General features: G+C 64.8%; 22 protein-coding genes. 13 read left to right on the plus strand and 9 right to left on the minus strand.

Features of this window, described 5'->3' with window-relative positions; translation table 11 throughout:
* Positions 1-5 precede the first annotated feature (5 nt).
* A complete protein-coding gene (locus tag PSET11_RS04320; protein WP_124090884.1) occupies positions 6-1,256 on the plus strand; it encodes a glycoside hydrolase family 76 protein in 1,251 nt (416 codons plus the stop codon).
* A gap of 36 nt (positions 1,257-1,292) precedes the next feature.
* On the opposite strand, the gene PSET11_RS04325 is transcribed toward PSET11_RS04320, so the two are convergent.
* Entirely contained in the window at positions 1,293-1,892 is a 600-nt protein-coding gene (locus PSET11_RS04325) for a YdeI/OmpD-associated family protein (protein WP_124090885.1), read from the minus strand.
* Positions 1,893-2,029: 137 nt separating this feature from the next.
* Between PSET11_RS04325 and PSET11_RS04330 the strand changes: the two genes are divergently transcribed.
* The 5 genes from PSET11_RS04330 to PSET11_RS04350 all read left to right on the plus strand — a co-directional run bounded on the left by PSET11_RS04330 (position 2,030) and on the right by PSET11_RS04350 (position 6,665).
* Positions 2,030-2,569, plus strand: coding sequence for an NUDIX hydrolase family protein (locus PSET11_RS04330; protein WP_124090886.1), 540 nt, complete (start codon positions 2,030-2,032; stop codon positions 2,567-2,569).
* An 88-nt stretch (positions 2,570-2,657) separates the two neighbouring features.
* Positions 2,658-3,653 (plus strand): DUF6707 family protein, encoded by a 996-nt coding sequence (locus tag PSET11_RS04335; RefSeq protein ID WP_124090887.1) that lies wholly within the window; start codon positions 2,658-2,660, stop codon positions 3,651-3,653.
* Positions 3,654-3,734: 81 nt separating this feature from the next.
* Positions 3,735-4,481, plus strand: a complete 747-nt coding sequence (locus tag PSET11_RS04340; RefSeq protein ID WP_124090888.1) for an SRPBCC family protein — start codon at positions 3,735-3,737, stop codon at positions 4,479-4,481.
* Positions 4,482-4,545: 64 nt separating this feature from the next.
* Positions 4,546-5,901 carry a tRNA guanosine(34) transglycosylase Tgt gene (gene tgt, locus PSET11_RS04345; RefSeq protein WP_377946919.1) on the plus strand — a complete coding sequence of 452 codons (1,356 nt, stop codon included), beginning with the start codon at positions 4,546-4,548 and terminating at the stop codon, positions 5,899-5,901.
* A 14-nt stretch (positions 5,902-5,915) separates the two neighbouring features.
* Positions 5,916-6,665 carry a dienelactone hydrolase family protein gene (locus PSET11_RS04350; protein ID WP_124090889.1) on the plus strand — a complete coding sequence of 250 codons (750 nt, stop codon included), beginning with the start codon at positions 5,916-5,918 and terminating at the stop codon, positions 6,663-6,665.
* 30 nt (positions 6,666-6,695) lie between these two features.
* On the opposite strand, the gene PSET11_RS04355 is transcribed toward PSET11_RS04350, so the two are convergent.
* A complete protein-coding gene (locus PSET11_RS04355) occupies positions 6,696-7,427 on the minus strand; it encodes a queuosine precursor transporter (RefSeq protein ID WP_124090890.1) in 732 nt (243 codons plus the stop codon).
* Between the two features lie 213 nt (positions 7,428-7,640).
* Between PSET11_RS04355 and PSET11_RS04360 the strand changes: the two genes are divergently transcribed.
* The gene (locus PSET11_RS04360; protein ID WP_124090891.1) at positions 7,641-8,495 is read left to right on the plus strand and encodes a hydroxymethylpyrimidine/phosphomethylpyrimidine kinase; all 855 of its coding nucleotides are present in this window, start codon (positions 7,641-7,643) and stop codon (positions 8,493-8,495) included.
* A 157-nt stretch (positions 8,496-8,652) separates the two neighbouring features.
* Here the strand turns inward: PSET11_RS04360 and PSET11_RS04365 are convergent, their stop codons facing one another.
* The 3 genes from PSET11_RS04365 to PSET11_RS04375 all read right to left on the minus strand — a co-directional run bounded on the left by PSET11_RS04365 (position 8,653) and on the right by PSET11_RS04375 (position 14,264).
* Complete coding sequence (locus PSET11_RS04365) at positions 8,653-10,401, minus strand: pyruvate dehydrogenase (protein WP_124090892.1); 1,749 nt, start codon at positions 10,399-10,401, stop codon at positions 8,653-8,655.
* A 101-nt stretch (positions 10,402-10,502) separates the two neighbouring features.
* Positions 10,503-12,641 carry a carboxypeptidase regulatory-like domain-containing protein gene (locus tag PSET11_RS04370; protein WP_160118960.1) on the minus strand — a complete coding sequence of 713 codons (2,139 nt, stop codon included), beginning with the start codon at positions 12,639-12,641 and terminating at the stop codon, positions 10,503-10,505.
* A gap of 231 nt (positions 12,642-12,872) precedes the next feature.
* The gene (locus tag PSET11_RS04375; RefSeq protein ID WP_124090894.1) at positions 12,873-14,264 is read right to left on the minus strand and encodes an MFS transporter; all 1,392 of its coding nucleotides are present in this window, start codon (positions 14,262-14,264) and stop codon (positions 12,873-12,875) included.
* A gap of 238 nt (positions 14,265-14,502) precedes the next feature.
* On the opposite strand from PSET11_RS04375, the gene PSET11_RS04380 reads away from it, so the two are divergent.
* From PSET11_RS04380 to PSET11_RS04390, 3 genes are read left to right on the plus strand one after another with little or no spacing between them, the layout of a single operon-like run.
* Positions 14,503-15,171 carry a response regulator transcription factor gene (locus PSET11_RS04380; RefSeq protein WP_124090895.1) on the plus strand — a complete coding sequence of 223 codons (669 nt, stop codon included), beginning with the start codon at positions 14,503-14,505 and terminating at the stop codon, positions 15,169-15,171.
* Positions 15,168-16,610 (plus strand): sensor histidine kinase, encoded by a 1,443-nt coding sequence (locus tag PSET11_RS04385; RefSeq protein WP_124090896.1) that lies wholly within the window; start codon positions 15,168-15,170, stop codon positions 16,608-16,610. The genes PSET11_RS04380 and PSET11_RS04385 overlap by 4 nt, the downstream gene beginning before the upstream one ends.
* Entirely contained in the window at positions 16,603-17,601 is a 999-nt protein-coding gene (locus PSET11_RS04390) for a TAXI family TRAP transporter solute-binding subunit (RefSeq protein WP_124090897.1), read from the plus strand. Before PSET11_RS04385 ends, PSET11_RS04390 begins: the two co-directional genes overlap by 8 nt.
* 32 nt (positions 17,602-17,633) lie before the next feature.
* Here the strand turns inward: PSET11_RS04390 and PSET11_RS16620 are convergent, their stop codons facing one another.
* Positions 17,634-17,954, minus strand: coding sequence for a hypothetical protein (locus PSET11_RS16620; RefSeq protein WP_160118961.1), 321 nt, complete (start codon positions 17,952-17,954; stop codon positions 17,634-17,636).
* 465 nt (positions 17,955-18,419) lie between these two features.
* Between PSET11_RS16620 and PSET11_RS04400 the strand changes: the two genes are divergently transcribed.
* Positions 18,420-18,941 (plus strand): class I SAM-dependent methyltransferase, encoded by a 522-nt coding sequence (locus PSET11_RS04400; RefSeq protein ID WP_238989027.1) that lies wholly within the window; start codon positions 18,420-18,422, stop codon positions 18,939-18,941.
* 81 nt (positions 18,942-19,022) lie between these two features.
* On the opposite strand, the gene PSET11_RS04405 is transcribed toward PSET11_RS04400, so the two are convergent.
* Positions 19,023-19,796, minus strand: coding sequence for an SAM-dependent methyltransferase (locus tag PSET11_RS04405; protein ID WP_124090900.1), 774 nt, complete (start codon positions 19,794-19,796; stop codon positions 19,023-19,025).
* Between the two features lie 292 nt (positions 19,797-20,088).
* The gene (locus PSET11_RS04410) at positions 20,089-21,576 is read right to left on the minus strand and encodes a helix-turn-helix transcriptional regulator (RefSeq protein WP_124090901.1); all 1,488 of its coding nucleotides are present in this window, start codon (positions 21,574-21,576) and stop codon (positions 20,089-20,091) included.
* A gap of 172 nt (positions 21,577-21,748) precedes the next feature.
* Between PSET11_RS04410 and aceA the strand changes: the two genes are divergently transcribed.
* Both aceA and aceB read left to right on the plus strand, forming a co-directional pair.
* On the plus strand, positions 21,749-23,065 hold the full coding sequence (gene aceA / locus PSET11_RS04415) for an isocitrate lyase (protein ID WP_124090902.1): 1,317 nt from the start codon (positions 21,749-21,751) through the stop codon (positions 23,063-23,065).
* Positions 23,066-23,166: 101 nt separating this feature from the next.
* The gene (gene aceB, locus PSET11_RS04420) at positions 23,167-24,831 is read left to right on the plus strand and encodes a malate synthase A (protein WP_124090903.1); all 1,665 of its coding nucleotides are present in this window, start codon (positions 23,167-23,169) and stop codon (positions 24,829-24,831) included.
* 177 nt (positions 24,832-25,008) lie between these two features.
* On the opposite strand, the gene PSET11_RS04425 is transcribed toward aceB, so the two are convergent.
* Positions 25,009-26,202 (minus strand): MFS transporter, encoded by a 1,194-nt coding sequence (locus PSET11_RS04425; protein WP_124090904.1) that lies wholly within the window; start codon positions 26,200-26,202, stop codon positions 25,009-25,011.
* Between the last annotated feature and the right edge of the window lie 84 nt (positions 26,203-26,286).

Genomic DNA, 26,286 nt, shown 5'->3' on the forward strand with positions numbered 1-26,286 from the left:
AAGCCATGAATCCTGCCGAGCACCCCGACGCGAACCAGCGAGCCGCCCATGCAGCGCAGTCGGTGACAGGTCTTTTTGGCGGTCGCCTGCTGTTCCTGCCCGGGACGCACCTGGCCGCAACGAGCTGGCCACGCCCGCGGGGTTTGGTGGCCAGGCTGCGCGGCAACCTGCTCGAACCGTGGCATTACTGGTGGCAAGCGCATTACCTGGATGCGTTGGTGGATGCCGGCCAGCGGGAAATGGCGCAGCCCACGGCGGAAGGGGCCGACGCGGCCCGGCTTGCTGCCCGCCTGCTCACCGGAATTCGGCTCCGGAACCTCAACACGTTGGTCAATAACTACTACGACGACATGGCGTGGCTCGCGCTGGCCACCCTGCGGTTGGACCAGCTCGCCGACCGCCGCCGCTACCGGAAGGTAGGCCACAAGCTGACGGGCCAGTTTGAGGCTGCGTGCAGCGATGACCTGGGCGGCGGCGTCTTCTGGAGCAAGGAGCGGGACTTCAAGAACACTCCCGCCACAGCACCGGTGGCGCTCTATTTCGCGAGGACAGGGCAGGCGGCGAAGGCTCAGGGTCTCGTGGACTGGCTGGACGCCACCTTGTTCGACGCCGAGGCGAACCTCTACCTCGACGGTGCGCGAGCGGGGGCGGACGGCACTGTCCTGGTAGAACGCAACATCTACACCTATAACCAAGGACCCATCCTGGGAGCGCTGCTCGAACTGGGCGGCGAGGCCAACTTGGTACGGGCCTGCACACTGATCGAGGCGGTTGAGTGTGCACTGACTGTCCCTGCTCAGCCAAGTCCGGTTTCGATGAGCACGGCGGTACAGGCAGCGCCACAGCCAGCCACGATCCTGCGCTGCGACGGTACTGGCGACGCTGGACTCTTCACCGGCATCCTCTGCCGCTACTTGGCTATCGCCGCCAAGGACTCCAGGTTGCCTGCGCCCACCCGGGCCATCGCGGCCCGCCTGGTCACGGACACCGCCGACGCATTCTGGGCCGGCCGCCGCACCCTGACCAGCAGCGACACGTCAGACACTCTGGGCGGCAGGCAAACCGACGCCAAGCACCAAGGCCTCAGCATCTTCTCCCAACACGCTACCCAACCCGCCGCCGAGACCTACCCGCCGGGGACCGCCGTCGAACTTTCCACTCAACTGCAGGCGTGGCTGGTACTCGAAGCCGCGGCCGGATTGCCTGCCCCGTCACCGAACGACGGCGGGATCCCCGCAACGCGGTTCGGCACCTGAGGCCCGTTGCCGCCTGAGCCGTAGCGGACGAGTTGGTCAGGTGTCTTCCGGGCGTTTCTTCTGCGGATACGGCGCCTCGCCACGGGCCAGCATCGCCACGAATCCGGCGATTTTACGTTCCCGGGTGGCAGGCTGCTTGACCGAGTTGGTGCGATGAATGAGGGCAAACCGGTTGGTCCTGGTGAGCACGTCGAACATGGCCTGCGCGGCTGGAACGGCGGCGATGGCGGCGGCTAGGTCTGCCGGCACTTCGGCTGTGGCCTGCCCCGCGTAGGCGGCATCCCAGCGTCCGTCCGCTTTGGCAGCGTCGACGGCGGCCCGGCCCGCTGCCGTCATTTTGCCTTCGCCTTCGAGCCGGGCGATGTAGGTGACGTTCCGCGCCGACCAGATGCTGCGGCGCCCACGTGGGGTCATCCGTTGGAACGAGGATTCGTCATCGCGGCGCCGGGCCTGGCCATCAATCCAGCCGAAGCACAGTGCCTCATCCAAGGCCGTGGCATACGTCAACTCGGTGACCTGGCCGCCCTTCTTGTGCAGCACAATCCAGACGCCGGGACTCTCCTGGTGGTTGGCTTCCAGCCAGGTTCGCCACGCAGCGGCATCGGGCACCAGCAGTTCCTCAAGTTCGATGGCCATGGCACCATTCTGCACCGCGCACGCGCTGCCGACACCCGTAACCCGGCCCAGGCCCGTCCCGTGCGCGCCCCAGCAACGCGCCCCGCCAGTACTTCCTGGACAGCACCACCCCGCCGCAGATGGGGTAGAACTTAACCATGAACGTGCGCACACCTGACCCGAATCCCGGCTGGCTCTCCGAAGACGACCTTTTCGAGGCCCGCGCCCGGCTGCCCATGGTCTATGTGGAAGCAGTGCCAGTCCGTTTGGATCCGCTGGGGTTCGTCAACGAGGTTGGCACGCTACTGCAGGCTGACGAGGACGGCACCATGGTCCGGTCCCTGGTCTCCGGCCGCGTCATCTACCGCGAAACCATCCGCGCAGCCCTGCTCCGGCACATGGAGAAGGACCTGGGCCCGCTGGCTTTCCCACAACTGCCCATCAGTCCGGTGCCGTTCACGGTGGCCGAATACTTCCCAGCACCATCGCAGACCGGGTTCACCGACGAACGCCAACACGCCGTCTCGCTGGCCTACCTCATCCCGGTGACTGGCGAGTGCGAACCCCGCCAGGACGCGTTGGAATTGACGTGGATGACCCCGGAGGAAGTCTTGAGCCCCGGCGTGCAGCTGGAGTTTGCCGGTGGTCGCGGAGCCTTGGTCCGCCAAGCCATCGCTTTCGCCGGCGTGGGGTACTGACACCCGCATCACCGCGCCAGCGTCCCTGATTATCGGCGCCTGCCTTTGTAGACTGGAGGGCGGACCGCGCGAGACTTTAAGGACTTCCATGACCGAAACACCAGCCGAACGGCACAAGACCGAACAGCAGGCTGGATCTCTGGGCAGCGGACATCAGATTGTGCTGCCAGACGGCCGGGGGACCGCAGAAATCCATCACGTTGAGATTGAACGGGACGACTTTGGCGCGCCCGCCATCGTCCTGGCTACCCTGTCCGGCGGCGGGACGTTGCGCATCGCCGTGGGCAGCACCGTCACCGTACCCAGCCGCCATTCCGACGACGTTATTCCCCTCCGCATCGCCGACGCACCAGCCGCGGAGGTGCCACAGCAGCCCGATTCCGCCGCGGCTGCTGCTCTGACGGGACCCGGCGTCGTGGTTCCGCCCCTGCCTGCTGCCCCGCCGGCGTTGCAGGGACCGAGCGAGGAGGACCTGGCCCTCATCCCGGTTTCGGCAGGCACCCCGGAGTCGGTGATCGCCGCAGCCGCGGAGTCGCACCCGGACGCCATCGGCGTGATGTTGTTGTCAGAGCGGTTGGCCAAGGGCGTGAATGTAAAGTCCGGCAGCTGCCTCAAGGACCTCAGCGATTTGGCTCACGAACTCTATGTGGCACTCAAGGACGGCGAACGCTCCCTGGAGGTGGCGGACCTCATCACCGTGCTGCCCTTCGACGGTAACCCCGGCCGCTGGAGCTCCGTGGAGGCAGCACTGTCACTGGCCAGTTACATCTGCCGGCAGGATGGCCAAGCCGAACGCGCGCAGGTCTACGAGAAGCTCATCCGGACCCCCGAAAACCAGGAAACGGATCCGTTCAAGGCCCGCATGGCCGCCAAGGTCCGGCAACGTTCCCTGAACGAACCCAACCTGTACGACAAGGAAATCTTCCGCGCGATCGACAATTCGAACCGCGACGCTGAGCGTGAATGGCGGCTGCTGCGGCTGGAATCGTTGTTGTTCCTGCGCGCCCACGGCGGGTCAGAAACCATCAACGCCACCGAACTGGACCGGCGGATCAGCAACGAACTTGAGGCGGTCCGCGCCTAGTTTCGGCCAGCGGGGCGCTTGGCCGCGGGACGGTCCGGATTGCCCCTACCGGGGCCCGCGCGGGAGCGGTAGATTCGGGCTATGACCAACAATCTGAGCGTAGTGATCAATGCTGATGCGGCGCAGGTCTGGACCATGCTGCGCGAACCCTCGCAGGTGGCGCAATGGCACGGCTGGGATACAGACGAGCTTGCCGCCGAAATCCAGGAGATCTACTTCTCCAACAAGGTTGAAGAGGCCGCAGACCACACCAGCCTGACAGTGAATGGCGGTGACGTCTTCGCCCTGCACCCAGTGGCTGAGGGAACCCAAGTGAGCATCACCCGCGCCGCCTTGGACCACGATCCCGAGTGGGCCGCCTGGGATGAGGACATCACCCAGGGCTGGCTCACATTCTTGCACCAGCTCCGTTTCGCGTTGGAACGGCACCCCCACGCCACCCGCCGCACCCTATTTTTTGAAAAGCCAGGGGCACCGGGTGACTCCAGCACGAACGGAGCCATCGCGCAGCTCGGATTGTCGGACCTCCCCGCCGCCGGTCAGCCGTACGAGCTGCGCCTTGCCACGAGCGAGAACATTTCGGGGAAAGTGTGGTTCCGCACCGCCCACCAGGTGGGCCTTACGGTGCACGACTATGCGGATCACGGCGAAGGCCTCCTGATCGTGGCGGAGCAACCCGTCATTGCTGACGTCCGCCCGGATGGCGGAGCCATGGTGATCGCCTCCACTTATGGGCTCGGCGCGGCCCGGCTGGCTGCCATCCGGTCCGGCTGGGACAGCTGGTCGGGTTCTGCCAGCTCGGCCAGCTCAGCAGGCTCGGCGAGCTGAGAAGTACCCCACACCCGAACCTGCCAGCTGACAGAACACCGGGGAATGCTGGCACACTGGTACGGTGCCAGCCAACCCCGCCCCTGACCAGTCCCCTGCCACCCCGGTTTCGGACCGTCACCCCGGCGGCGCGCTCAGCGCAGCACCGGCGTCGACGTTCACAGCACGGCAGGCCGAGTTCGGCTTCCAGATAGGTACCCGGCTGGCCGAATCGTGCGCGCCGACAGCCGCACACGTCGCTCAAAATGGCGGCGACTTCCTGGGCCGCACCGGCGTGATCAGCACCCCGCACGGCGAAATCCGCACTCCTGCCTTCATCGCCGTCGGCACCAAAGCCACCGTCAAGGCGGTGCTGCCCGAGTCCATGGCGGACCTTGGCGCGCAGGCCCTGTTGGCTAACGCGTACCACCTATACCTACAGCCAGGCGCCGACATTTTGGACGAGGCCGGCGGGCTGGGTTCGTTCATGAACTGGCCTGGTCCCACGTTCACTGACTCCGGCGGATTCCAGGTCATGAGCCTGGGCTCGGGTTTCAAGAAGGTCATCGACATGAAGTCGGTGGACACCTCTGGGCCTGATGATTCGGTGGCTCCCGGCAAGGAGCGCCTGGCCCATATTGATGACGACGGCGTGTGGTTCAAGAGCCACCTCAACGGTGACAAGCACCGGTTCTCGCCGGAGATCTCCATGCAGGTCCAGCATCAGATCGGCGCCGACATCATGTTCGCCTTCGATGAGCTGACCACCCTGCAGAACAGCCGTGGCTACCAGGAAGAATCGCTGGAGCGGACCCGACTGTGGGCGCTGCGATGCATCGCAGAACACGCCAACCTCACCGAAGCGCGCGCCACGAAACCGTACCAGGCGCTCTTCGGCGTCATCCAGGGCGCCCAGTATGAGGACCTCCGTCGGCAGGCGTGCCTCGATCTGGGCGCCATGCCCTTCGACGGCTTCGGCATCGGTGGCGCGCTGGAGAAGGAAAACCTCGGCACGATTGTGCGCTGGTGCAACGAGGAACTCCCCGAAAACAAGCCCCGTCACCTGCTGGGCATCTCGGAGCCGGATGACATTTTTACCGCGATCGAAAACGGTGCAGACACCTTCGATTGCGTCTCCCCCACCCGCGTGGCCCGCAACTCGGCCTTTTACACCCCGCAGGGCAGGTTCAACCTCTCCGGCGCCAAGTACAAGCGCGATTTCGGCCCCCTGCAGGACGGCTGCGACTGCTACACCTGCACCAACTATTCCCGCGCGTACATCCACCACCTGTTCAAGGCCAAGGAAATGCTGTCCGCAACCCTGATCTCCATCCACAACGAGCGGTTCGTGGTGAAGATGGTGGACGATGCCAGGCTGGCGATCGAGGCTGGCACCTTCTTCGATTTCAAGGCCGAAACCCTGGGGCAGTATTACGCCTGAGCTATCCTGACCAGATGCTCATTGAGATCAGTGCCGCTGAAGGCACCGCCGAGGCCCTGGTTGTCCGCCCGTCCACCGGAACCGGCCCCTTCCCGGGCGTCATCCTCTATATGGACGCCTTTGGCTTGCGCCCCCGGATCGAGGAAATGGCCCAGCGCATCGCCGATTGGGGCTACGTGGTGCTGGCGCCGAACGTCTTCTACCGCGAGGGCACGGCTGCCGAACTCGCACCGGCCATGGACATGACCACCCAGGACGGCCGAGAAGACGCCGGCAAGGCAGCCTTCCCACGGGTGGGTCGGCTCACCTCAGACAAGGCCCTGCCGGACATCGACGCCTGGCTCGGCGCTTTGCAGGGGCTCGACGGCGTTGCGCCGGGTCCCGTCGGAACGTTCGGTTACTGCATGGGCGCCCGGCTCGCGGTCCGCACCGCCACCGCGCATCCGGAAGCCGTGGTCGCCTGCGGTGGATTCCACGGCGGCGGGCTTGCCTCCGACGCCGACGACAGCCCACACCTCGGGTTGGGACAGGCCCGTGCACACTTTGTTTTCGGCCATGCAGACCAGGACAACAGCATGGATCTCGACGCCGTTTCCCGGCTGGGTGCGGCCCTGGACGACGCCGGGTTGGTGTCCACCAACGAGGTGTACGCCGGGGCACCGCACGGTTACTCGATGGCTGACACGTCCATGTTCCACGAGGAGGCCACGGAGCGGCACTTTGCCGAGCTCCGCGACCTCCTGGATGGAACGCTCAAGGCCTGACCGCGCACAGAACGGTGCGGTCCGGCGTCGTTATGCGCCGTAACTGGGTTCGCGTTTTTTGATCCAGCGGATGACCAGCGACGTCAGGGGTACCAGCGCGAACTCCACCAGGGTCTTGTAGACGAAGCCCACCACCACGTAGTTCACGAAGGTGCCGAAGTCGGTGATGCCGATGACCGACGCGGCGATGCTGCAGAAGATCAAGGTGTCCACGAATTCGCCGGCGCCTGACGAGCCCATCAGGCGGGCCCACAAGGATTTCTCGCCGGAGCGGGCCTTCATCCGCACCAGGATCCAGGAATTGATGGTCTGGCCCGCCAGGAAGGCCAGCAGGGAGGCGAGCACAATCTGCGGTACCGGGCCCAGCGCGCCTTCGAGGGCAGTCTGCTTGGCGGCACCAAAGTCGTCGTCGAAGCCTGGGAGCGCGATGATCACCCAGTAGCAGAGGGACGCGAAGACGGAGAGGGCAAATGTGGTGAGGATGGCTTTGCGGGCCACCTTGAAGCCATACACCTCGCTGATCACGTCGCCCAGGATGTAGGCCAGCGGGAAGAGGAAGAATCCTGCGTCCGTGATGATGGGCCCGATCGCCACGCCTTTGGATGCGCCGATGTTGGACAGGATCAGGATGACGGCCATGAAGGCCAGCAGGATCCCGAAATAGGGCGAGCCGATCGAGGCGAATTTTGCCGCCGATCCTGGGCCAGCTGCGGGTCTGAGTTTGTTCGCGGGAAGGGCGTCGGGCCCCGAGGAAGATGGCATGGAAAAGTCCGTTCAAAGTGGTTCGCTCACGGCTGCGTCGATCCCTGCAGCCCCGGCTGTATTAGCACTGTCACCCAATTCTCGCACCGGTTGGCAATGGGGACCGGCGGATTGGTGCCGGACGGTCCCATTGTGGTGCTGAACACACTTCACCGTCAGTCGCTGTTCAGCGTCACAACGCGGCAGATCTGCGCTCAATGCGAAGATGGTGCCATGACTTCTGTTTCAGCTGATGCATCGCAGCCCGCTCTTCCCGCAATCGTCCTCACCATCGCCGGTTCAGAAGCAACCGGTGGCGCGGGCGCGCAGGCAGACCTGAAGACCTTCCAGGAACTCGGTGTCTTCGGCATCGCCAACCTGACCTGCATTGTCTCCTTTGATCCCAAGGACAGTTGGAATCACCGCTTCGTCCCCGTGGACCAGCACGTGATCGCCGACCAGCTCGAGGCGACCACCGCCGCCTACGGTCCCGCCTCTGGCGCGCCCTCGGTGCTGGACACCGTCAAGATCGGCATGCTGGGCAGCCCCGCCACGATCGCCACGGTGGCTGGCGCGCTGAAAGCTGCCGCGTTTGGCAACGTGGTGCTGGATCCGGTGCTGATCTGCAAGGGCCAGGAACCGGGGCACGCCTTGGACACCGACCAGGCGCTGAAGGCAGAGATCCTGCCGCTGGCCACCTTCGTGACGCCAAACCACTTCGAGGCGGAGTCGCTTTCCGGCCTGAGCATTACCGACGTTGAGTCGCTCAAAGCCGCCGCCATCCGGATCCATGAACTCAGCGGAGCCGCTGTGCTGGCCAAGGGCGGCGTCCGCCTGGCCGGCCCGGACGCCGTGGACGTGTTCTACGACGGCGAAACCCTCGAGGTCCTGAGCGCGCCCAAGGTGGGCGAGGTTGCCGTGTCCGGCGCTGGCTGCTCTTTGGCTGCGGCGGTTACCGCGGAACTGGCCAAGGGCGCCACGCCGCTGGCTGCCGCCCGGACCGCCAAGGAGTTCGTCACGGCCGGCATCCGCAACCGCGTAGCGTCCGGCGCACCGTTCGACGCTCTGTGGCAGGGCGGTCCCCGCTAAACCCTCCCGGAGCTCTCGCGACCGAAACGCCAGCCCTCCCGGAGCTCTCGCGGTTTTGGCCCGCCCGACGCCGTCTCCCCGACTGGCGCGCGCACCGCGCCAGGGGCGGCCGACGGCGGGCGGTGGGGCACCGCCGTCGGCCGCGGAATCTTCCGGCCTACCCGCGCGGAATGTTGCGGAGGTTGCTGCGGGCCATGCTGACGGCTTCGCCGGCACCACGGTTCAGGACCACCTTGGACATGGCGGTGGCGAAGCCCAGCACCTGGGAGCCGGAGATCTTGGGCGGGATGGACAGTGCATTGGGGTCGGTGATGAGCTCCACCAAGGCTGGTCCCGGATAGGCAAGCGCGGCGCGGTAGGCCGCCTCAATCCGGGTCGGATCCGTGACCCGTTCGGCGTGGAAACCCAGGGCTTTGGCAACCTCGGCATAGTTCGCGTCGGGAACGTCAACACCGAAGTCCGGCAACCCGTCGACCAGCATTTCGAGCTTGACCATGCCCAGAGTGGAGTTGTTGAAGACCACCACTTTGATGGGCAGGCGCTGCGCTGCGGCCGTGACCAGTTCGCCCATGAGCATGGACAGTCCGCCGTCGCCGGATACCGAAATCACCTGGCGCCCGGGGAACGCTCCCTGCGCGCCAATGGCATGTGGCAGGGCATTGGCCATGGAGCCGTGGAGGTAAGACCCAATCAGCCGTCGCGTGCCGAGCGGGTTGATGTAGCGGGCTGTCCAGACGTTGCACATGCCGGTATCTGCGGTGAAGATGGCGTCATCAGCGGCGATCTGGTCCAGGATCGAAGCCGCATATTCGGGGTGGATCGGTTGTTTCTTCTCCACCTTCCGCGTGTACGCCCCCACGGCCTTGTTCATCAGCCGGTCGTGCTTCTTGAGCATCTGGTCCAGGAAGCGGTGGCTCGTCTTCTGTTTCAGGAGGGGCAGCAGCGCGGTCAGGGTGGGCAGGACGTCGCCATGGACGGCAAGGTCGACGTCGGTTCGGCGGCCCAGCTTGTGCGCCGCCCGGTCCACCTGCGCGGTCCGGGTGTCTGGCAGGAACTGGTCGTAGGGGAAGTCGGTGCCCAGGAGGATCAGCAGGTCCGCATCGTCGATTCCCTCCGCTGCGGCGCCGTAACCCAGCAGCCCGGTCATGCCGATGTCGTAGGGGTTGTGGTACTGGACGAAATCCTTGCCGCGCAGCGAATGCCCAATGGGCGCATGGATTCTTTCGGCCAGTGAGATCAGCTCCGCATGAGCGCCCTCGACGCCGATGCCTGCGAAGATGGCGACCTTTCCGGCGTCGTTAATGGCATCAGCGAGTTCCTGCACGCTGGCCGGGTCCGGAACCAGACTGGCCCGCCGGAAGGTTGCTGGCAGCGGCGTGGGCGCGGTGGCCTCCAGCCCGGCAATGTCTCCGGGCAGGGTGACGACGGCGACTCCGTTCAGGCCGACGGCGTGCTGGATGGCGCTGTGCACCACCCGTGGCGCCTGCTCGGAAGTGCTGACCAGCTCCGAATAGACCGAACATTCGTTGAACAGTCGGTCCGGGTGGGTTTCCTGGAAGAAGCTGCTGCCGATCTGCTTGCTGGGGATGTGGGAGGCGATGGCCAGCACGGGGGCACCGGATCGGTTCGCATCATAAAGGCCGTTGATCAGGTGCAGGTTGCCGGGCCCGCAGGAGCCAGCACAGACTGCGAGTTTGCCGGTCAGTTGCGCTTCCGCCGATGCGGCGAAAGCCGCCGCTTCCTCATGCCGCACATGGATCCAGTCGATGCCACCTTGGCTGGAGCCACCGGTCTTGCGGACTGCATCGACGATCGGATTCAGGCTGTCGCCGACGATTCCGTAGATCCGCTGCACTCCGGCAGCCTGCAGTTGTTCAATGAGTTGGGTGGCGATTTCCTTGGCCATTCGTGCACACTCCCGAGATCGGTTGTTGCTGATCCGCCCAATATAGTACGCCAGGCTGGGTACTCTCCCGGCTGCCGGAACGCACTCAGCCTGGCAGCAGATCAGCCAATCAGGGCAGTGGCCGTGGAATAGCGGGCCAGCGGACTGTACGCCGTCTTGGCGCCGGTTACCCGCACCTTCACCGCACTCCCCTTGTCCGCCGCCACGAGCTTGTACATTGATCCGGTGGCGCCGGTAATTGCTGTGCTGCCGCGGAACCACTGGTAGGTGAGCGTGACCGGAGCCGGACCCCACGTACCAGGTGTGGCGGTCAGAGTGCTCCCTACGGTTTTCGTTCCTGCGATGGTAGGCACCGGCCCGGTCAACGTCCCCACTGCAACAGCCGCCGTCGCCGCCGACGTCTTGGCCGCCGTCGTAAATCCAGCCTTGGTACCGGTCACCCGGACCGTCATGGCCTTCCCCTGATCAGCAGCAACCAGCGAATACGTCGCAGCAGTCGCACCCGAAACGGCAACACCACTGCGGAACCACTGATACGCCAACGCCACCGGAGCCGGACCCCACGTACCAGGAACAGCCGTCAGCACCGACCCCACCTTGGCCGTCCCCGAAACCGTCGGAACCGGAGCAGTCAACGCTGCCGCTGCGATGGTGACGGTGGCTTGGCCGTAGTACGGCTGGAGCGGCCAGTCGTGGACGCTGAGCCGGGCGGTGACTTTCTTGCCGGCGTCGGCGGCCTGCACCGCGAAGGTGGGGCCGTTGGTCCGGTAGTCCTCGACGCCGTTGACGAACCAGTTGTAGTAGGGGCCAAAATCAGGTGCAGGGGACAGGGTGCCGTGGTCCACTGTCAGGGTGTTCCCGGCGCTCGGTGTGCCCGCGATCGTGAACGGTTTGGAGGCCGTCACGGCATCGGCACCGGACTTTCCGGCGTGCACCGTGGTGGAGTACGGGGCATACCCGGTTTTACTGCCACTGACTTTCGCCCAGATGTCATAGGTGGCATCGGCGGCGGTTGGCACGTAGGTGGTGGCGGTAGCGCCGGCAATCGCTTGGAGTGGAGCATTGTCCTTGGAACGCATCCACTGGTAGGCAATGTTCACGGGCGCGGGGCCCCAGACACCTGGATCAACGGTGAGGGTTTGGCCGGCCTGGGCGGATCCGTAGACGAAGGGCCGACCCGGCGCCAGGGAGAGGCCGGCCTCGGCCAACTGCATGGTGAACTGCACGCGCTGGCCTTCGGCGGTTGCCGTTAAGACGGTCGCGGTGTCCCTAGTTGCGACGTTGTCATAGCACTCGGCCTGGTACCGCTTCTCACGCGGTGCGCCCTCGTAGACGTTGTCTTCGACGCACAGTTTGTACTTCTTGCCGACAGTCATGCGCCAGTAGATCTTGCCCTGCGCGTTAGAGGTGAGCGGGCCCATCTGGGGTCCATCCCAGGCCCCCGTGGCGTCGTTGAAGACCAAGGGAATGTAGCCCACGTCGGCAATAGGCGCACCGGCGGGATCGGTCACGGTAGCTTCCATGATGGTCTCGTCCTTAAGGACAAAGGCCACGTTGGTCCACGCGGCTCCGGCCGGGACGTTGGCCACGGTGTAGGCGTCAACGGTGGCGGTGCCGTTCCAGTACTTCTCCAGGTAGAGCCGCTGGCCGGACTCGTCCCGGACGCTGATGTACGCCTGGTTAGGCGGGATCTTGGTGAGCGTAAAGTTGCCGTTTGCATCGGGTTTGGTGCTACTGACCTGACCACCGCCACTGGGCGACGCCGAGACGGACACGGCGGTCAAAGGCGCCCCGGCTTTGTTGGTGACTTTGCCGGTCATGCTGGCGAAGGCGTCCAGCTGTGGGTTGTAGGTGGTGGTGGGTGCAGCATCGGTCACGGCAACGGGCGTTGAACCGTAGGAACTGGACTTGTTCTCATTCCACTCATCGGCATACGTAGCCGAGCAGCTTCCGCTCCCACACGTGGTCCAGATCTTGTAGCTGCCGGCGGCCGGGACCGTGAAACTGTAGGACCCGTCCGCTGCCGACCAGACACCAGCAACTGAGCTGGCCCGGTCGTCGTTGGTGTAAGCACCCACCCACACGTCGCCGAGGGCCGTGGGGGTTGCGGTAGCCGTAAGCTTCCCCTTGACCACGCCTTTGAAGGTGTAGGTTGCGGCCGAGGCAGGCACGGCGCTGGCGAAGAGACCCGCGGCCACCAACGCAACCGCAGCCAGGACGGCCCACGGTTTTGCCCACACCCCCCGCCGTGGTCTGCGAGGTGGATGGTTGACGGCAGGTCTCGGCGACGGCATGGGTATGGTCCTTTTCCCCAAAAAAGTGACGGCAGGGGACCGATCGGTCCCCCGCCATCCTAAAACGCCAGCGCGCAGCAGGCCATGGGGAGTTCTTCCCCGGCGTCACGCGGGGAACGCACGACGTCGACCCCTGACTCGGGTGCGCATGCCCCGGCCCGAGCACCCCGGCGCGACCTACCGCTTGGCGTCCACAAGGTCCGCGCCGCCGTCGGGCGCTGCAGCATCCCAGGCGTTCCCCTGTTCCGCGTCCAACTGTGTTGGCTTTTTGTTCTTGAGCGCGAAGATGTACACCAGCAAGGACAGGGCGATCGCCACCGTGACGTAGGTGAAGAAGAGCTCAATGTTGCCCGCTTTCTGCAGCGCGGCGCCGATCAGGGGGACCGTCCCACCGAACAGTGAGTTGGCGATGGCGTACCCCAGCCCCACGCCCAGCGCCCGGATGGAGGCGGGGAAGAGCTCGGCCTTCACCAAGGCGTTGATCGAGGTGTAGCCGCCCACAATGATCAACCCGCCCAGCATCAGCAAGAACGCGGTGAACGGATCCTTGGTCCCGCCCAGGGCAGACAGCAGCGGCCAGGTGAAGAGGACCCCCGTGATGCCGAACCAGAGCAGCAACGGCTTGCGTCCCACCTTGTCGGAGATGATGCCGTAGACGGGCTGCAGGCACATGAAGATCAGCAGCGCCCAGAAGTTGATCACGGAAGTGTCGGTCTTGGCAATGCCGGAGGTATCGTTCATGAACTTCAAGATGAAGTTGGTGTACGTGTAGAAAGCAACGGTGCCACCCAGCGTGATGCCAATGCAGATCAGCAGCGGCTTGAGGTGCTTGGTCAGCAGGAGGCGCATGGTTCCGGGTTGCGCTTCGCCGGCCACCTTCACGTGCGCGGCGCGCAACTGGTCGGACGAGAGAGTCTCTTCCATTGAGCGGCGCAGCCACAGGACCACCAGGGCCGCAACGCCGCCGATCGCGAACGGGATCCGCCAGCCCCACTCGGTAAGCACCGTGTTGCCCATGTTGTTTTGCAGGATGATCAGTACCAGCAGCGCCAGCATCTGGCCGCCCACCAGGGTCACGTACTGGAAACTGGAGAAGAATCCACGACGGCGGGAGGTCGCCGCTTCGGACATGTACGTTGCGCTGGTGCCGTACTCGCCACCGACGGAGAACCCCTGCACCAGGCGGATGAACACGAGGATGATCAGGGCCCAGATGCCGATGACGTCCTTGGTGGGCAGGATGGCGATAGCGAAGGATCCGGCAGACATCATGGTCACGCTGAGGGTCAGTGCGGCCTTGCGACCGTTCCGGTCGGCGTACCGGCCGAAGAACCAGGCGCCGATGGGCCGCATGAGGAACGTGGTGGAGAAGACCGCCATCGCCTCGAGGCCTGCCTGCAGGTCACTTTCAGAGCTGAAGAAGTGGGACTGGAAGTAGGCGGCGAAAACCGTGTACACGTAGAGGTCGTACCACTCCACGAGGTTGCCGGCGGATCCCTTCAGGATGTTGCCCACGGCCCTCCGGGTCTGGGCCGCCTCGCTGGACGGCGTTACGTTTTGAGTGCTCATCAATGAACCTTCCTTGGCGTGGGCAGTCTCCCGAAAGCGCGGAGGACCTCCACCAAGCTATGGGTGATGCGGGCCACAGCCAACGCCGCAGGCGCATTCCTAACACTTCCTTAGGAATCGCGGTTCTCGGCAAGCGGGCCGGCCACAGTCCCAGCCGGCACGCGGTAGTCTCCATTGGCAGGGCTTCCGCCTCGCAGGCGCAGTCGCGGAGCAGTTGCGGAGCAGACAAGGACGGATCATGGACGTGCTGATCGTCGAGGACGACGACGCCATGGCCGCTGCCCTGGCGGCCGCGGTGGGATCGGCCGGTCTGCACGCCGAAAGGGTGTCCCGCGGTGCTGATGCGCTGCTGGTGCACCGCAATTTCCGGCTCATCCTGCTGGACCTGGGCTTGCCGGACATGGACGGTCTTGAGGTCTTGCGGAAACTCCGCCAAGTTACCGACTGCCCCATCCTGATCCTGACCGCCCGGGACGATGAACGCAGCGTGGTCCTGGGCCTGCGTTCCGGCGCCGATGATTACCTGGTCAAACCGGTCAAACTTGTGGAGCTACTGGCCAGGATGGAGGCGGTGACACGCCGTGCGGGGCGGATCCGCGGCAGCGACCCGGCTGCTGTCAGCCTGGCCGGCCTTGACATCGACTTGGGCCGACGGTCCGTCACCAGCAGCGGTGAGGCAATCCCGCTGACCGCCACCGAGTTCGATCTCCTGGCCCTGCTGGCCCGTCACGCCGGGTCAGTAGTCACCCGGGAACAGATTCTCGATGCCCTGTGGGGCGACGCCTTCGTGGCGTCCTCCCGGTCGCTGGACGTCCATCTCACCGGGCTGCGCGCCAAGCTGAAGAGGCCCGGATTCATCATCAATGTGCGCGGCGTTGGGTACCGCGTGGAGTCCGATCCGGCATGAGGCTCCGAGTCCTGGGGATCTTGAGTGTGCTGTGCCTGTTGGTGGTGGTGCTGGTCAGCGGCACGATTCTGGCCTCAGCCTCGCGGGAGTTGACGCAGGAACTGCAGATCAACCGCGCAGCGTCGCTGAACAGGATGGCACAGGTTGCCTTTGATGCCTCAGCCGACGGCGACACCGCCCGGCTGCAACGCGAAATGGACACCTACTCAGGGCTGTACGGCGAGGGGATGGTGGTCAGGGTCCAGCAGGTGACGCTGACATCCGGGGGGCTCGACGCCGGCCGGCCGGATGTCACAAACGCGCTCGCCCAGGCGCGGCTCAACATCTTCGGCACGGATCTGAGTCCGCTGGAGCCGCTGGACTCCGGCACCGAAGTGGTGTTCCGCCCCTTTGGCAGCGCAAGCCAGGTCCTCGGCGCCGTGGTGCTGGACGTGGACCTGACGGCTGCCCGGCAGAAGTTGCGCGACCGATGGGTGCTGGTGGGCGCGGCCGCGTTGGCCTTGGCCGCGGTTCTGCTGTTGGCCGCGGCCCGCCTGACGGGCTGGGTCCTGCGGCCGGTCCTGCGGCTCGACGCCGCGGTGACGGCGCTGGCACGGACTGGTCGTGCCGAGCAACTGCCGGCGGACGGCCCACCGGAGCTGCGGCAGCTGGGCAGGTCGTTCAGCGCCATGGCCCGCACGGTCACGGCAAGCATCGATTCCCAACGCCGGCTGATCGCAGACACCTCGCACGAGCTGCGGAACCCCGTGGGTGCGTTGCGGCTGCGCATGGACCTGCTGAACCTTGAACTTGCCGGCACCAAGGAACGCGCTGCGGCCCACAACGCCATGGTGGAGCTGGAACGGGTGGAGAAAATTCTGGACGGCGTCCTGAAACTGGCCGCGGCCGAGCACAGGTCTTCCGAGGGCGCAGCGCTGGGCTTCAGTGACGTGGGCCGGGCGGCGCCACTGCCTTTGGATCCGTATCCCATCCTGCAAGGCGAGCTGGAACGGGCAGCACTCCTGGCTGCGCAGGCCGGTTGCCGGCTGGTTCTGGCGGCCCCGCCAACAGTCCCAGTCCTTGTTGCGTGCCACCCCGGGGAACTGGCGCAGATGGTGGGAGAGCTGCTGAACAATGCCATCAAGTACGCGCCGGCGGCCACCATCACCGCGTCCGTTGCGTCCTCGCAAGGCACGGCTGTGGTGTTAATTTCCGACGACGGCCCGGGACTTTCAGACGCCGAGCTGGGTCTCGCCGCCACCAGGTTCTGGCGGTCCCCAGGGCATGCGTCCGTGTCCGGCACGGGCCTGGGCATGACGATCGTCAGCGAACTGGCCGCAGCGAACGGCGGCAGCCTGGTCCTGGCCGCCGCAGTTCCGCAGGGGTTGTCCGCCCGGCTGGTATTTCCGCTGGTCCAAGTCCCGGGCCCGGACCATCGATCGGATCAGCACCGTGATTGAGGGGACAGTCTGTCCGTCGCGCCGGACAGTCCTGAGGGCAGGCCTTGCCGGTGGCGTAGCGCTGGGCGTTTCGCTGGCCTTCACTGGTTGCACCGACGCCCCACGTCCCGATGCGGTGACGGTTGCCGGCGGCGAAGCTGGCGGGTTCTATCTGGAGTTTGCTACCTTGCTGGCCGCATCCTTGCAACGGCACGGTGTGGCGGGCACTGCTAAGGCCATGTCCACCGGCGGGAGCCTGGATAACCTGGCCGAGTTGCGGGCTGAACGAGCCACTTTCGCTGTGGCCTTGGCCGACGCTGTCGACGTCACCCAGCCGGGCCAGCCTGGGGAACTGGTGGCCCTCGGCAAAGTGTACGAAAACTACGTTCATTGCGTGGTGCGGGCAAGCAGCGGCGTCCGCACCATCGGCGATCTTGCTGGCCGTCGGATTGCAGTAGGACAGCCCGGCTCCGGGACGTCCCTGACCACGCCCCGGTTGCTGGCGGCGGCTGGACTGGCCACCCGCTCGGGTGGTGCTGAGGCACCAGGGGCGGGGACCGTCGTCGTGCTTAACCTCGGCCTGAACGACGGCCTCGCGGCCCTACGTTCCGGTGAGGTTGACGCGCTCTTCTGGTCCGGTGGAGTTCCGACGGCCGCCATTGCCGCGGCCCAGCTGGAGGTACCGTTGGCGCTGCTGGACCTTTCGGCGCTGCTACCCGAGCTGCGGCGGCGGCACGGGGCGGTGTATGACAGGGTTCTTGTCCCATCCGACAGCTACCCGGGAATCCCTGCGGTGTGGACAGTGGGTGCGGCCAACATGCTCCTTTGCCGCACGGATCTGGACGCGCCCACGGTGGAACGGACGGTCCAGGTGCTGGTCAGATATGCTTCCGAGCTCATTCCACAGTCGAGCCTGGGCGTTCAGTTCCTCAGCCCGGAAACGCTGATCAGTACTGCCGGCGTGCCGCTGCACCCGGCTGCCGCTGCCGCCTACCGCGCGTTGCACGGCTGAGCCGCCTTCCGGGAACGGAGGTCCAGTCGACGTTAGCGTTCGTCCTCAGCCCGGTAGAGATTTTCTACGACTCTTTCAGCCTGAGTCGTGCCCATCTTGGGATTTATGGACCGCAATTCCTTGATCGCGGCTTCATGTCCTTGGTTCACGTGAATGGCACGCAGCCAGATGATCTGCATCTGGGACAGGCTCGGCCCTGCCTTGGACACCTGGTACTTTTCCACGATGCGCCAGATGGATAGCGACACGTACACCAGTGCCAGCACCGCAATCACAGGCGTCAGAACATCATTCCGGAACGGTGAAATGAAATAGGTCGTCATGAAGAGAATCGCGAGCACCAGGGTGCTCAAGCCGAATTCCATAGACCGTACCCAGTCCGGAAAGCTGACTGAGCCAAGCCGCGGGATCTCCAGGAGCCGAGCCCTATCGGCCGGCTGCACGGACAATACTGTTGACCCGAGTACCAGTGCCAGCATCCAGATGGGCGGTGAGCCAGGATCACGGAGCTCGGGTTGATTGAGAACCAAAGCCACCAAGCACAGCGGCCCGCCACAAACCAAGGCTTGCGGCCAGCACTGTCGCTCCACCGGCGATGACAGAGACGCGCTTTGCATGGCGGACTTCGCGCATGAACGCCGCTCCTCTTCGTGGGTGTAGATCTCGGCGGACTGCTTTAGCTGCATCCTAGACCGCCAAGACAACTGCACTGCTCGCCGCGGCGGACTACGCTCGTTCACATGGGAGATGAATCTACTCGCACCGCCTACCGGGCCCGAGCAGCTGAGTACATTCGGATTCTTGGTTCCGTGGAAGACATGCACGAGCTTGATCAGCAACTGATTGCACGGTGGTCAGCAAGCATCAACGGCCAAATCATCGATGCCGGCTGCGGGCCCGGCCATTGGACCAGCTACCTTCACGGACAAGGCGCAACGATAGAAGGGATCGATCTGGTCCCTGAATTCATCAATGACGCCCGCCGACGCTTCCCAGAGGTGCCCTTTCGACTGGGATCCTTCATCGCCATGGAGTCCGCAGACAGAATCGCGAGCGGCGTGCTGGCATGGTATTCCTTGATTCACATTTCCCCAGATGACGTTCCCCTGGCTCTCCGCGAATTTGCTCGCATTCTTGTCCCCGGAGGACACCTACTCATCGGATTCTTCGACGGTTTGCCGCGCACCCCCTTCCCACATGCGGTTACAACTGCGTACTACTGGTCCGTTGAGCAGATGGAGCGCCTTCTGAACGAGGCCGGCTTTGACGTCCTCGACGTTGAAACGCGCCACGACACCGGGAAGCGGGCCCACGCCGCAATATCCGCCGTTGTCCGCTGAGAGCCGGTCATGTGGGCGGTAGCGAATGGCTACCAGATGAGCTCGTTCTCTCCGAGGGAGCAGAAGCGCGGTGGTGATCGGCTACCCCCTCAGGCAGAAATACGCCATCCCGAGTACGCCTCGGTAGCCCTCTTCGTAGGCAGCGCGTTGTTCCTCATATTGCCGACGGACCTGCTCTGCGGCGGGGTGGTCGGCATCATGTGCAGCGAGCCAGCGGGTAAACCTGTCGCGGTACCCGGCCTCGAAAACGTCCCACTCCTGAAGGCTTGCCTGGTCATCGTCTACCACCTCGAACCCAGCTGCGCGGATCTGCTCCCGCAAAGCATCGTGGGTGAGGTATTCATCATCGCGTCCAGCCAGTGGGGCGGTGGCCGCCGGATGAGGTGCTGCTGACCAGATCGCTTCGCCGTAGACGAGTCTGCCGCCGGGAAGCACCAGCGCACGAAGGGCGCGCAGGGCTGCGGCGTAGTCGAGCGGCTGCGCGGCCTCCACCGGCGGCCCCCAGATCTGGCTCGCGCCGATGCAGATGACAGCGTCTGAGGGGCGGTCTTGGGCCTCGAGTCCAGGCATCAAATCAAAGGTCGCCCTGTCGAGTAGCCAACGCTTCAACGCTTGTTGCTTCGCACGGTCGATGAAGACGGAAGCACTGTCCACTCCGCGTCCCCGAGCCTGCGGAGCCGACGCCAAAGCCCGAAGTAGTAGTTCACCCCATCCGCACCCCATGTCCAGAACCTCAGTCGGCGCCGGGTCGGACAAGAACGTTACAAGATGCTCAGCGCGTTCCTCGGAAAGCGGGGTAAGCCAGGTGAGGGATTCGAAGAGGGGCGGCAGTTTAGGCGAAGTACTGTCGGTCATTCACTGATGCTCTCACGCTTCACAAAAGGGACCTCTTGACTGGACGGCCAGAGTAGCCTCGGTTACATGAGGGATTTCTCGTCGGCCGATTGCCGTCACCATGACGTTGGACGTCGGCCCACGAGACGACGACACCTCGGCGGCGGGATATTCGGCTGGCAAGTAACGCGCGTCCTGTTCTCGGTGGGCACCATGTCGATTCTGACCGGCGGATTCCGCATGGCAATGGATCCGACAGACCATCAGCTTGGAGAACAGGCCAACCGATGACCGCGGCAAGCTGAGAGCCCACTCAGCTCCCCGAGTGCGACTGCAGGAACGTGTACACCTCGGTTTCATCCACGCCCGGGAATGCCCCTGGCGGCATGGCAGCCAGCAGGTGTGAGTGAGCCCGCGCCGAGGGCCATGCGTTGCCTGCCCACTCGGAGGCCAACGCCACGGGTGGCCGCTTGCAACAATTCGGGTCGGGGCAAAGGGACTTTTCCCGCGCCGTGGTTTCCCGGCCACGGAACCATTTGACGTGCTGGTAGGGCACCCCGATGGACAGCGAAAATTCGCCGTTGGCTGAGCGTTCCGTCCGAGCAGTACACCAGTACGTTCCAGAAGGCGTATCGGTGTACTGGCTGTAGGCGCTGAACTTGTCCGGCACGTCGAACACGGCGCGTGACGTCCAGGCCTTGCACGACGGCTGGCCCTCAATGGCGCCGGTGTGATCCTGCGGGAACGTCACGCCGTCGTTCTCGTAGGCCTTATAGATGATGCCGCTCTGGTGCGTCTTCTGGAAGTGAGTGGTGATCCCCAGGTGCTGCGTCGCCAGGTTGGTGAAGCGGTGGGCAGCGGTCTCGTAGGACACGGCAAAGGCATCCCGGATGTCCTCCACGGCAATTTCCTTGGCGTCTTTGGCCTTACGGAGAAAGTCGACAGTCGCCTGTTCCGGGAGGAGCAGGGCCGCTGCGAAATAGTTGGTGGCCACCCGCTGCGACAGGAAATCCCCGTAGCTTCGCGGCGTCTCGTGCCCCAGGACGTAGTGCCCCAGCGCCTGCAGCAGCACCGACCGCGGATCGTGATCCTGCCGCTGGCTCTGCGTCAGGTAAATTCTGTGGTTCTTCAGGTCGGTGACGGAGCGGGTTGAGTGCGGCAAATCGCCCACATGGTGGAGCGTGAAACCGAGGTTTTCCGCGATGTCCGCAATCACGTGTTGAGACAGCGGACCGCCGGTATAGCCGACGCCGGCCAGCACCTTCTGTGCCTCGGCCTCGTACTCCGGGAAGTAGTTACCCCGCTCCCGCATCATGGCGCGCAGGCTCACGTTGGCCCGCCTGGCCTCTTCCGGGGTGGCCACCTGTTCATTGAGCTTGCGCTCCAGCTCGTGCAGCAATCCCACCTGGGCTTCCAGGACATCCAGCGGAAGCCGCGAGCTGATCCGGATTCTGGGGAGGTTCAGGGATTCGTAGAGGGGTCCGCGCTGGTACCGCTCCAGCTCGATTTCCAGGGCTGCCCGCCGGCTGGGCGGTTCGGCGCCCAGCAGCTGCTCAACCCCCACACCCACTGCCGCCGCCAGCTGTTGAAGCAGGCCCAAGCGAGGCTCTCGCTTGCCGTTCTCGATCAGGCTGAGCTGGCTTGGCGCGGTGCCCACGGCGGCGCTCAGATCGTCCAGGGTCATGCCCGCTGCCTTGCGCAGGTGACGGAGCCTGCGCCCCAGGCTGATGACGTCCAAAGCGGGGGTTGCCGGTGTTGTGGTGGGGGCCGCGTCGTTGCGGCTCCAACTTGTAGGTTGCATTTATGCAGATTACGCGAAGAAGTGCATTTCTTTCCACATGTTTCTTCTATTCGCGGGGTTGAAAGTACGGAAAAGTAATTCTTACGGAAAGAGATGCACCGCCGAACCAGCTACTGAGACGCGAAGACGCGGCCCAGCTGGCAGGAGACAGCGAACTACCCAGGAGACAATGATGACTGCAGCATTTGAGCCCACCCAGCAGACGCCCGAAGAGCAGGCAACCGCCCTGGAACTTGAGTGGGCAGCCAATCCCCGTTGGGAAGGTGTGACCCGCGATTACTCGGCCGCCGACGTCGTCAAACTGCGCGGCCGTGTCACCGAAGAGCAGACCCTGGCACGCCGCGGTTCCGAAAAACTGTGGAAGCAGCTCACTGAAGAGCAAAAGACGGGCGGTTACACCAACGCACTGGGGGCACTCACCGGCAACCAGGCCGTGCAGCAGGTCAAGGCCGGGCTCCGCGCCATCTACCTTTCGGGCTGGCAGGTTGCGGCAGACGCCAACAACTCCGGCCACACCTACCCGGACCAGTCGCTGTACCCGGCCAACTCGGTTCCCACGGTTGTCCGCCGCATCAACAACGCCCTGCTCCGCGCCGACCAGATCGAGTTCTCCGAGGGCGTCCAGACGGTCGAAGATTGGCTGGTGCCGATCGTTGCCGACGCCGAAGCCGGTTTCGGCGGCCCGCTGAACGCCTACGAGCTGATGAAGTCCATGATCCAGGCCGGCGCGTCAGGCGTGCACTGGGAAGACCAGCTCGCCTCAGAGAAGAAGTGCGGACACCTGGGCGGCAAGGTCCTGATCCCCACCCAGCAGCACGTCCGGACCCTGAACGCAGCCCGCCTGGCAGCGGACGTTGCCGGCACCCCTACCGTAGTGATTGCCCGGACCGACGCGGAAGCGGCTACCCTGATCACCTCTGACGTCGATCCCCGCGACCAGGAATTCGTCACCGGCGAACGCACCCCGGAAGGCTTCTACAAGGTCCGCAACGGCATCGAACCCTGCATCGCCCGCGCCAAAGCCTACGCACCGTACTCCGACCTCATCTGGATGGAGACCGGCACCCCTGACCTGGAGCTTGCCCGCAAGTTCGCCGAAGCCGTCAAAGCCGACTTCCCCGACCAGATGCTTTCCTACAACTGCTCGCCGTCCTTCAACTGGCGCAAGCACCTGGACGACGCCACCATCGCCAAGTTCCAGCGCGAACTCGGCGCCATGGGCTTCACCTTCCAGTTCATCACCCTCGCCGGCTTCCACGCCCTGAACTACTCGATGTTCGATCTCGCCCACGGTTACGCCCGTGAAGGCATGAGCGCCTACGTCGAACTCCAGGAGAAGGAATTCGCCTCAGAGTCCCGCGGCTACACCGCAACCAAGCACCAACGCGAAGTCGGTACCGGCTACTTCGATGACATCGCCACTGCGCTCAACCCGAACGCCTCCACTCTGGCACTGGTGGGATCCACCGAAGAAGGCCAGTTCCACTAAGCATTCCCCATCCCTCATCTAGGTAGCGCGAAGTGCAGTTTTGACCCCTCAAAACTGCACTTAGCGCTACCTAGTTGGGAAGAGCCACAGGAGAACCTCCCATGAACACCCACGGAACCACCCAAACCACCCAGCCCACCCCTCATGGCATCACCCTGACCGCACAACCCATCTGCCGGCAGGACGAGGTCCTCACCCCGGAGGCCCTCGACTTCATCGCCGCGCTGCACCGTTCGACGGCGGATCGTCGCCAGGAGCTGCTCAGCGCACGTCGGCTGCGCCGGGCTGAGATCGCTGCCGGCCAGGACCCACGCTTCCTGCGCAGTACCGAAGACATCCGGAACGACCTTTCCTGGCGCGTAGCACCGCCAGCACCTGGCTTGGAAGACCGGCGGGTGGAAATCACCGGACCCGTGGACAAGAAAATGACCGTCAATGCGTTGAACTCCGGCGCAAAGGTCTGGCTTGCGGACATGGAGGACTCCTCCACCCCCACCTGGCGCAACGTCATCAAGGGCCAGGTCAACCTCACGGACGCCCTGGAACGCCGGATCGACTTCACCACCGACGAGGGCAAGGAATACAAGCTCCGCCCCGCCGCTGAACTGCCCACCATGGTGGTTCGACCCCGCGGCTGGCACCTGCCGGAGAAGCACCTCCTGATCGACGGCACACCCGTGGCCGGCGGCATCGTGGACTTTGGCTTGTTCTTCTTCCACAACGCCCGCCGCCTGCTGGCCCAGGGCAAGGGCCCGTACTTTTACCTGCCCAAGATCGAGAACCACCTTGAGGCCCGGCTCTGGAATGACATCTTCATCCAGGCGCAGGACCTGCTGGGTATCCCGCAGGGCACCATCCGCGCCACCGTGTTGATCGAAACCATCACGGCAGCCTTCGAAATGGAGGAGATCCTCTACGAACTCCGCGACCACGCCGCCGGCCTGAACGCAGGCCGCTGGGACTACATCTTCTCGCTAATCAAGAACTTCCGGACCCGCGGCCCCCGGTTCGTCCTGCCGGATCGCTCCCAGGTGAGCATGACGCAGCCGTTCATGCGGGCCTACACCGAGCAACTGGTGCGCGCCTGCCACAAACGGGGCGCCATGGCCATTGGTGGCATGGCCGCCGCCGTCCCCAACCGCAAGGACGAGGCAGCTAACGCCAACGCGTTCGAGAAAGTCCGTGCAGACAAGACCCGTGAGGCCAATGACGGCTTCGATGGTTCCTGGGTGGCCCACCCGGACCTCGTGCCGGTGTGCCGTGAGGTGTTTGACGGCGTTCTCGGCGACCGGAAGAACCAGCTGGACCGGACCCGCGAGGATGTCACCCCGGACGATCGTGCGCTCATCAACGTGGCGGCCACCGAGGGAACCATCACCGAGCAGGGCATCCGGAACAACATCGAGGTGGGCATCCGCTACATCGAGTCCTGGCTGCGCGGCAACGGTGCGGTAGCCATCCACAACCTGATGGAGGACGCAGCCACCGCGGAAATCTCCCGCTCGCAGCTGTGGCAGTGGATGTTTGCCTCCGCCATTACCGACCAGGGTGAAATCGTCACCCACCAGTGGGTGCAGGAGCTCCTGGACCAGGAGTTCGCCCGGCTGGAACGGTTCGATGGCGACCGCTTCGAAGACTCCCGTGACATCTTCGAAGAAGTCACCCTGGCCCGCGATTTCCCGTCCTTCCTGACCACGCCCGCCTACGCCCGCTACCTCACGGAAGACCGGATCCGCGCCACGGTGGAGGAACTCGCCGCCGCCTAAACGCCGGGCCCGCCGGGTCCGCACCCCAGGCAACCGTCCGCCGCCCAGCACGTCCTTCGCAACAGGCACCTCCGAAATCCGGAGCGCTGGGCGGCGACGGAACCACGTCCCATCCTCACCGAGAGGGTGGGACGTTCCGTTTAATCCGGGGTGAAGGTACGACGGCGGGATCCCGGCTCAGCGCCGCCGGGGAACCTGGCGCACGGAGAGGGTGGTGCTGACGGCAAAGACCAAGACGGAGCCTAGAACCACCAGCAGGGCAGGCTGCCAGGAATCGAAGTGGTCATGCACGAACCCCACAATCGGTGGGGCTGCGGCACCAAGGCAGTAGCCAAGCCCTTGGACCGTGGCGGACATTTTCCCGGCTGCCGCTTGGTTGCGCGCCAGCCGGATGATGGCGATGAAAATGATGGTGATTCCGCCGCCCTGGGCGATCCCACCCATGGCGCTCCATAGCCACCAGAGCTGCGGCGAAAAAAGTAGCCCCAGCGGGACAGTAAGCCACAACCCACCCAACGTGATCGCCACCGCCGTCGTACTGAAATATTTGGCGGCAAAGGGAACGCCCAAGCCGCCCACGATCGCCAATATCTGGAAGATGGAGGAGCCGCCGCCAGCCGCAGCTGCGGACAGGCCGAGTTCGTCGTGCAGGTAGCTGGGCAGCCAAGCTGTGACGCCGTAGTAGGAGAAGGCCTGGCCACCGAACCCTGCGGTGAGTCCGGCGGTGACCCAACCGGCGCCCTTCACCGCCGGCAGGGTGGCCTCGGCTGGTGCTTCGCCGGCAACGAAGAGTGCTCGGCGAGGCCCCACAGCGAGGATCCAGGCCACCACAGCCAAGACCGCAAGTAACGCCACCGCGGCCAGCGCGAACCGCCAACCGGCCACGGCAGCCAGCGGTGCCGTCACCACGGACGTCAGGAACGAACCGATGTTCAAGGCGGCCGTGTAGATGCCCATGGCCGTCCCTTGGCGGGCCGGCGAGAAGTCTCGCCGAATGATCAGTGGCGCCGCAATGTTGCCGATGGTGATTGCGACCCCGATGATCACCGTTCCGATCACCACGGCCGCCGGGCCACCCGAGGAACGCACCAGCACCCCAACCAAGACACCCAGAAGCGTGAGAGTGACGGCGAACTCGGCGCCAAACTTACGGGCAGCCAGGGACGCCAGCGGGGCGGCAAGGGCGAAGCAGAGCACGGGAATGCTGGTGAGCAAGCCCAGGAGCACAGGAGAAAAGTTGAGGTCCGCTTGCAGCAGGTCCACCACGGGGGCCACTGCCACGAACGGCCCGCGCTGGTTCAGAGCCAGCAGCCCGATCCCGGCGAGCAGAATCCAACTGGCGGGGATGGCGGCCCCAAAGACACGGTTCACGTGGCGTCACTCGCGGTCAAAAACATCACCTTTATTGGTATCACGCCGCAGGTGCCTGTCCGGCGCCGCACGGAGGTGCGCTCG

Origin of the sequence: Arthrobacter ulcerisalmonis, from assembly GCF_900609065.1 — a bacterium.
GTDB lineage: Bacteria > Actinomycetota > Actinomycetes > Actinomycetales > Micrococcaceae > Arthrobacter > Arthrobacter ulcerisalmonis.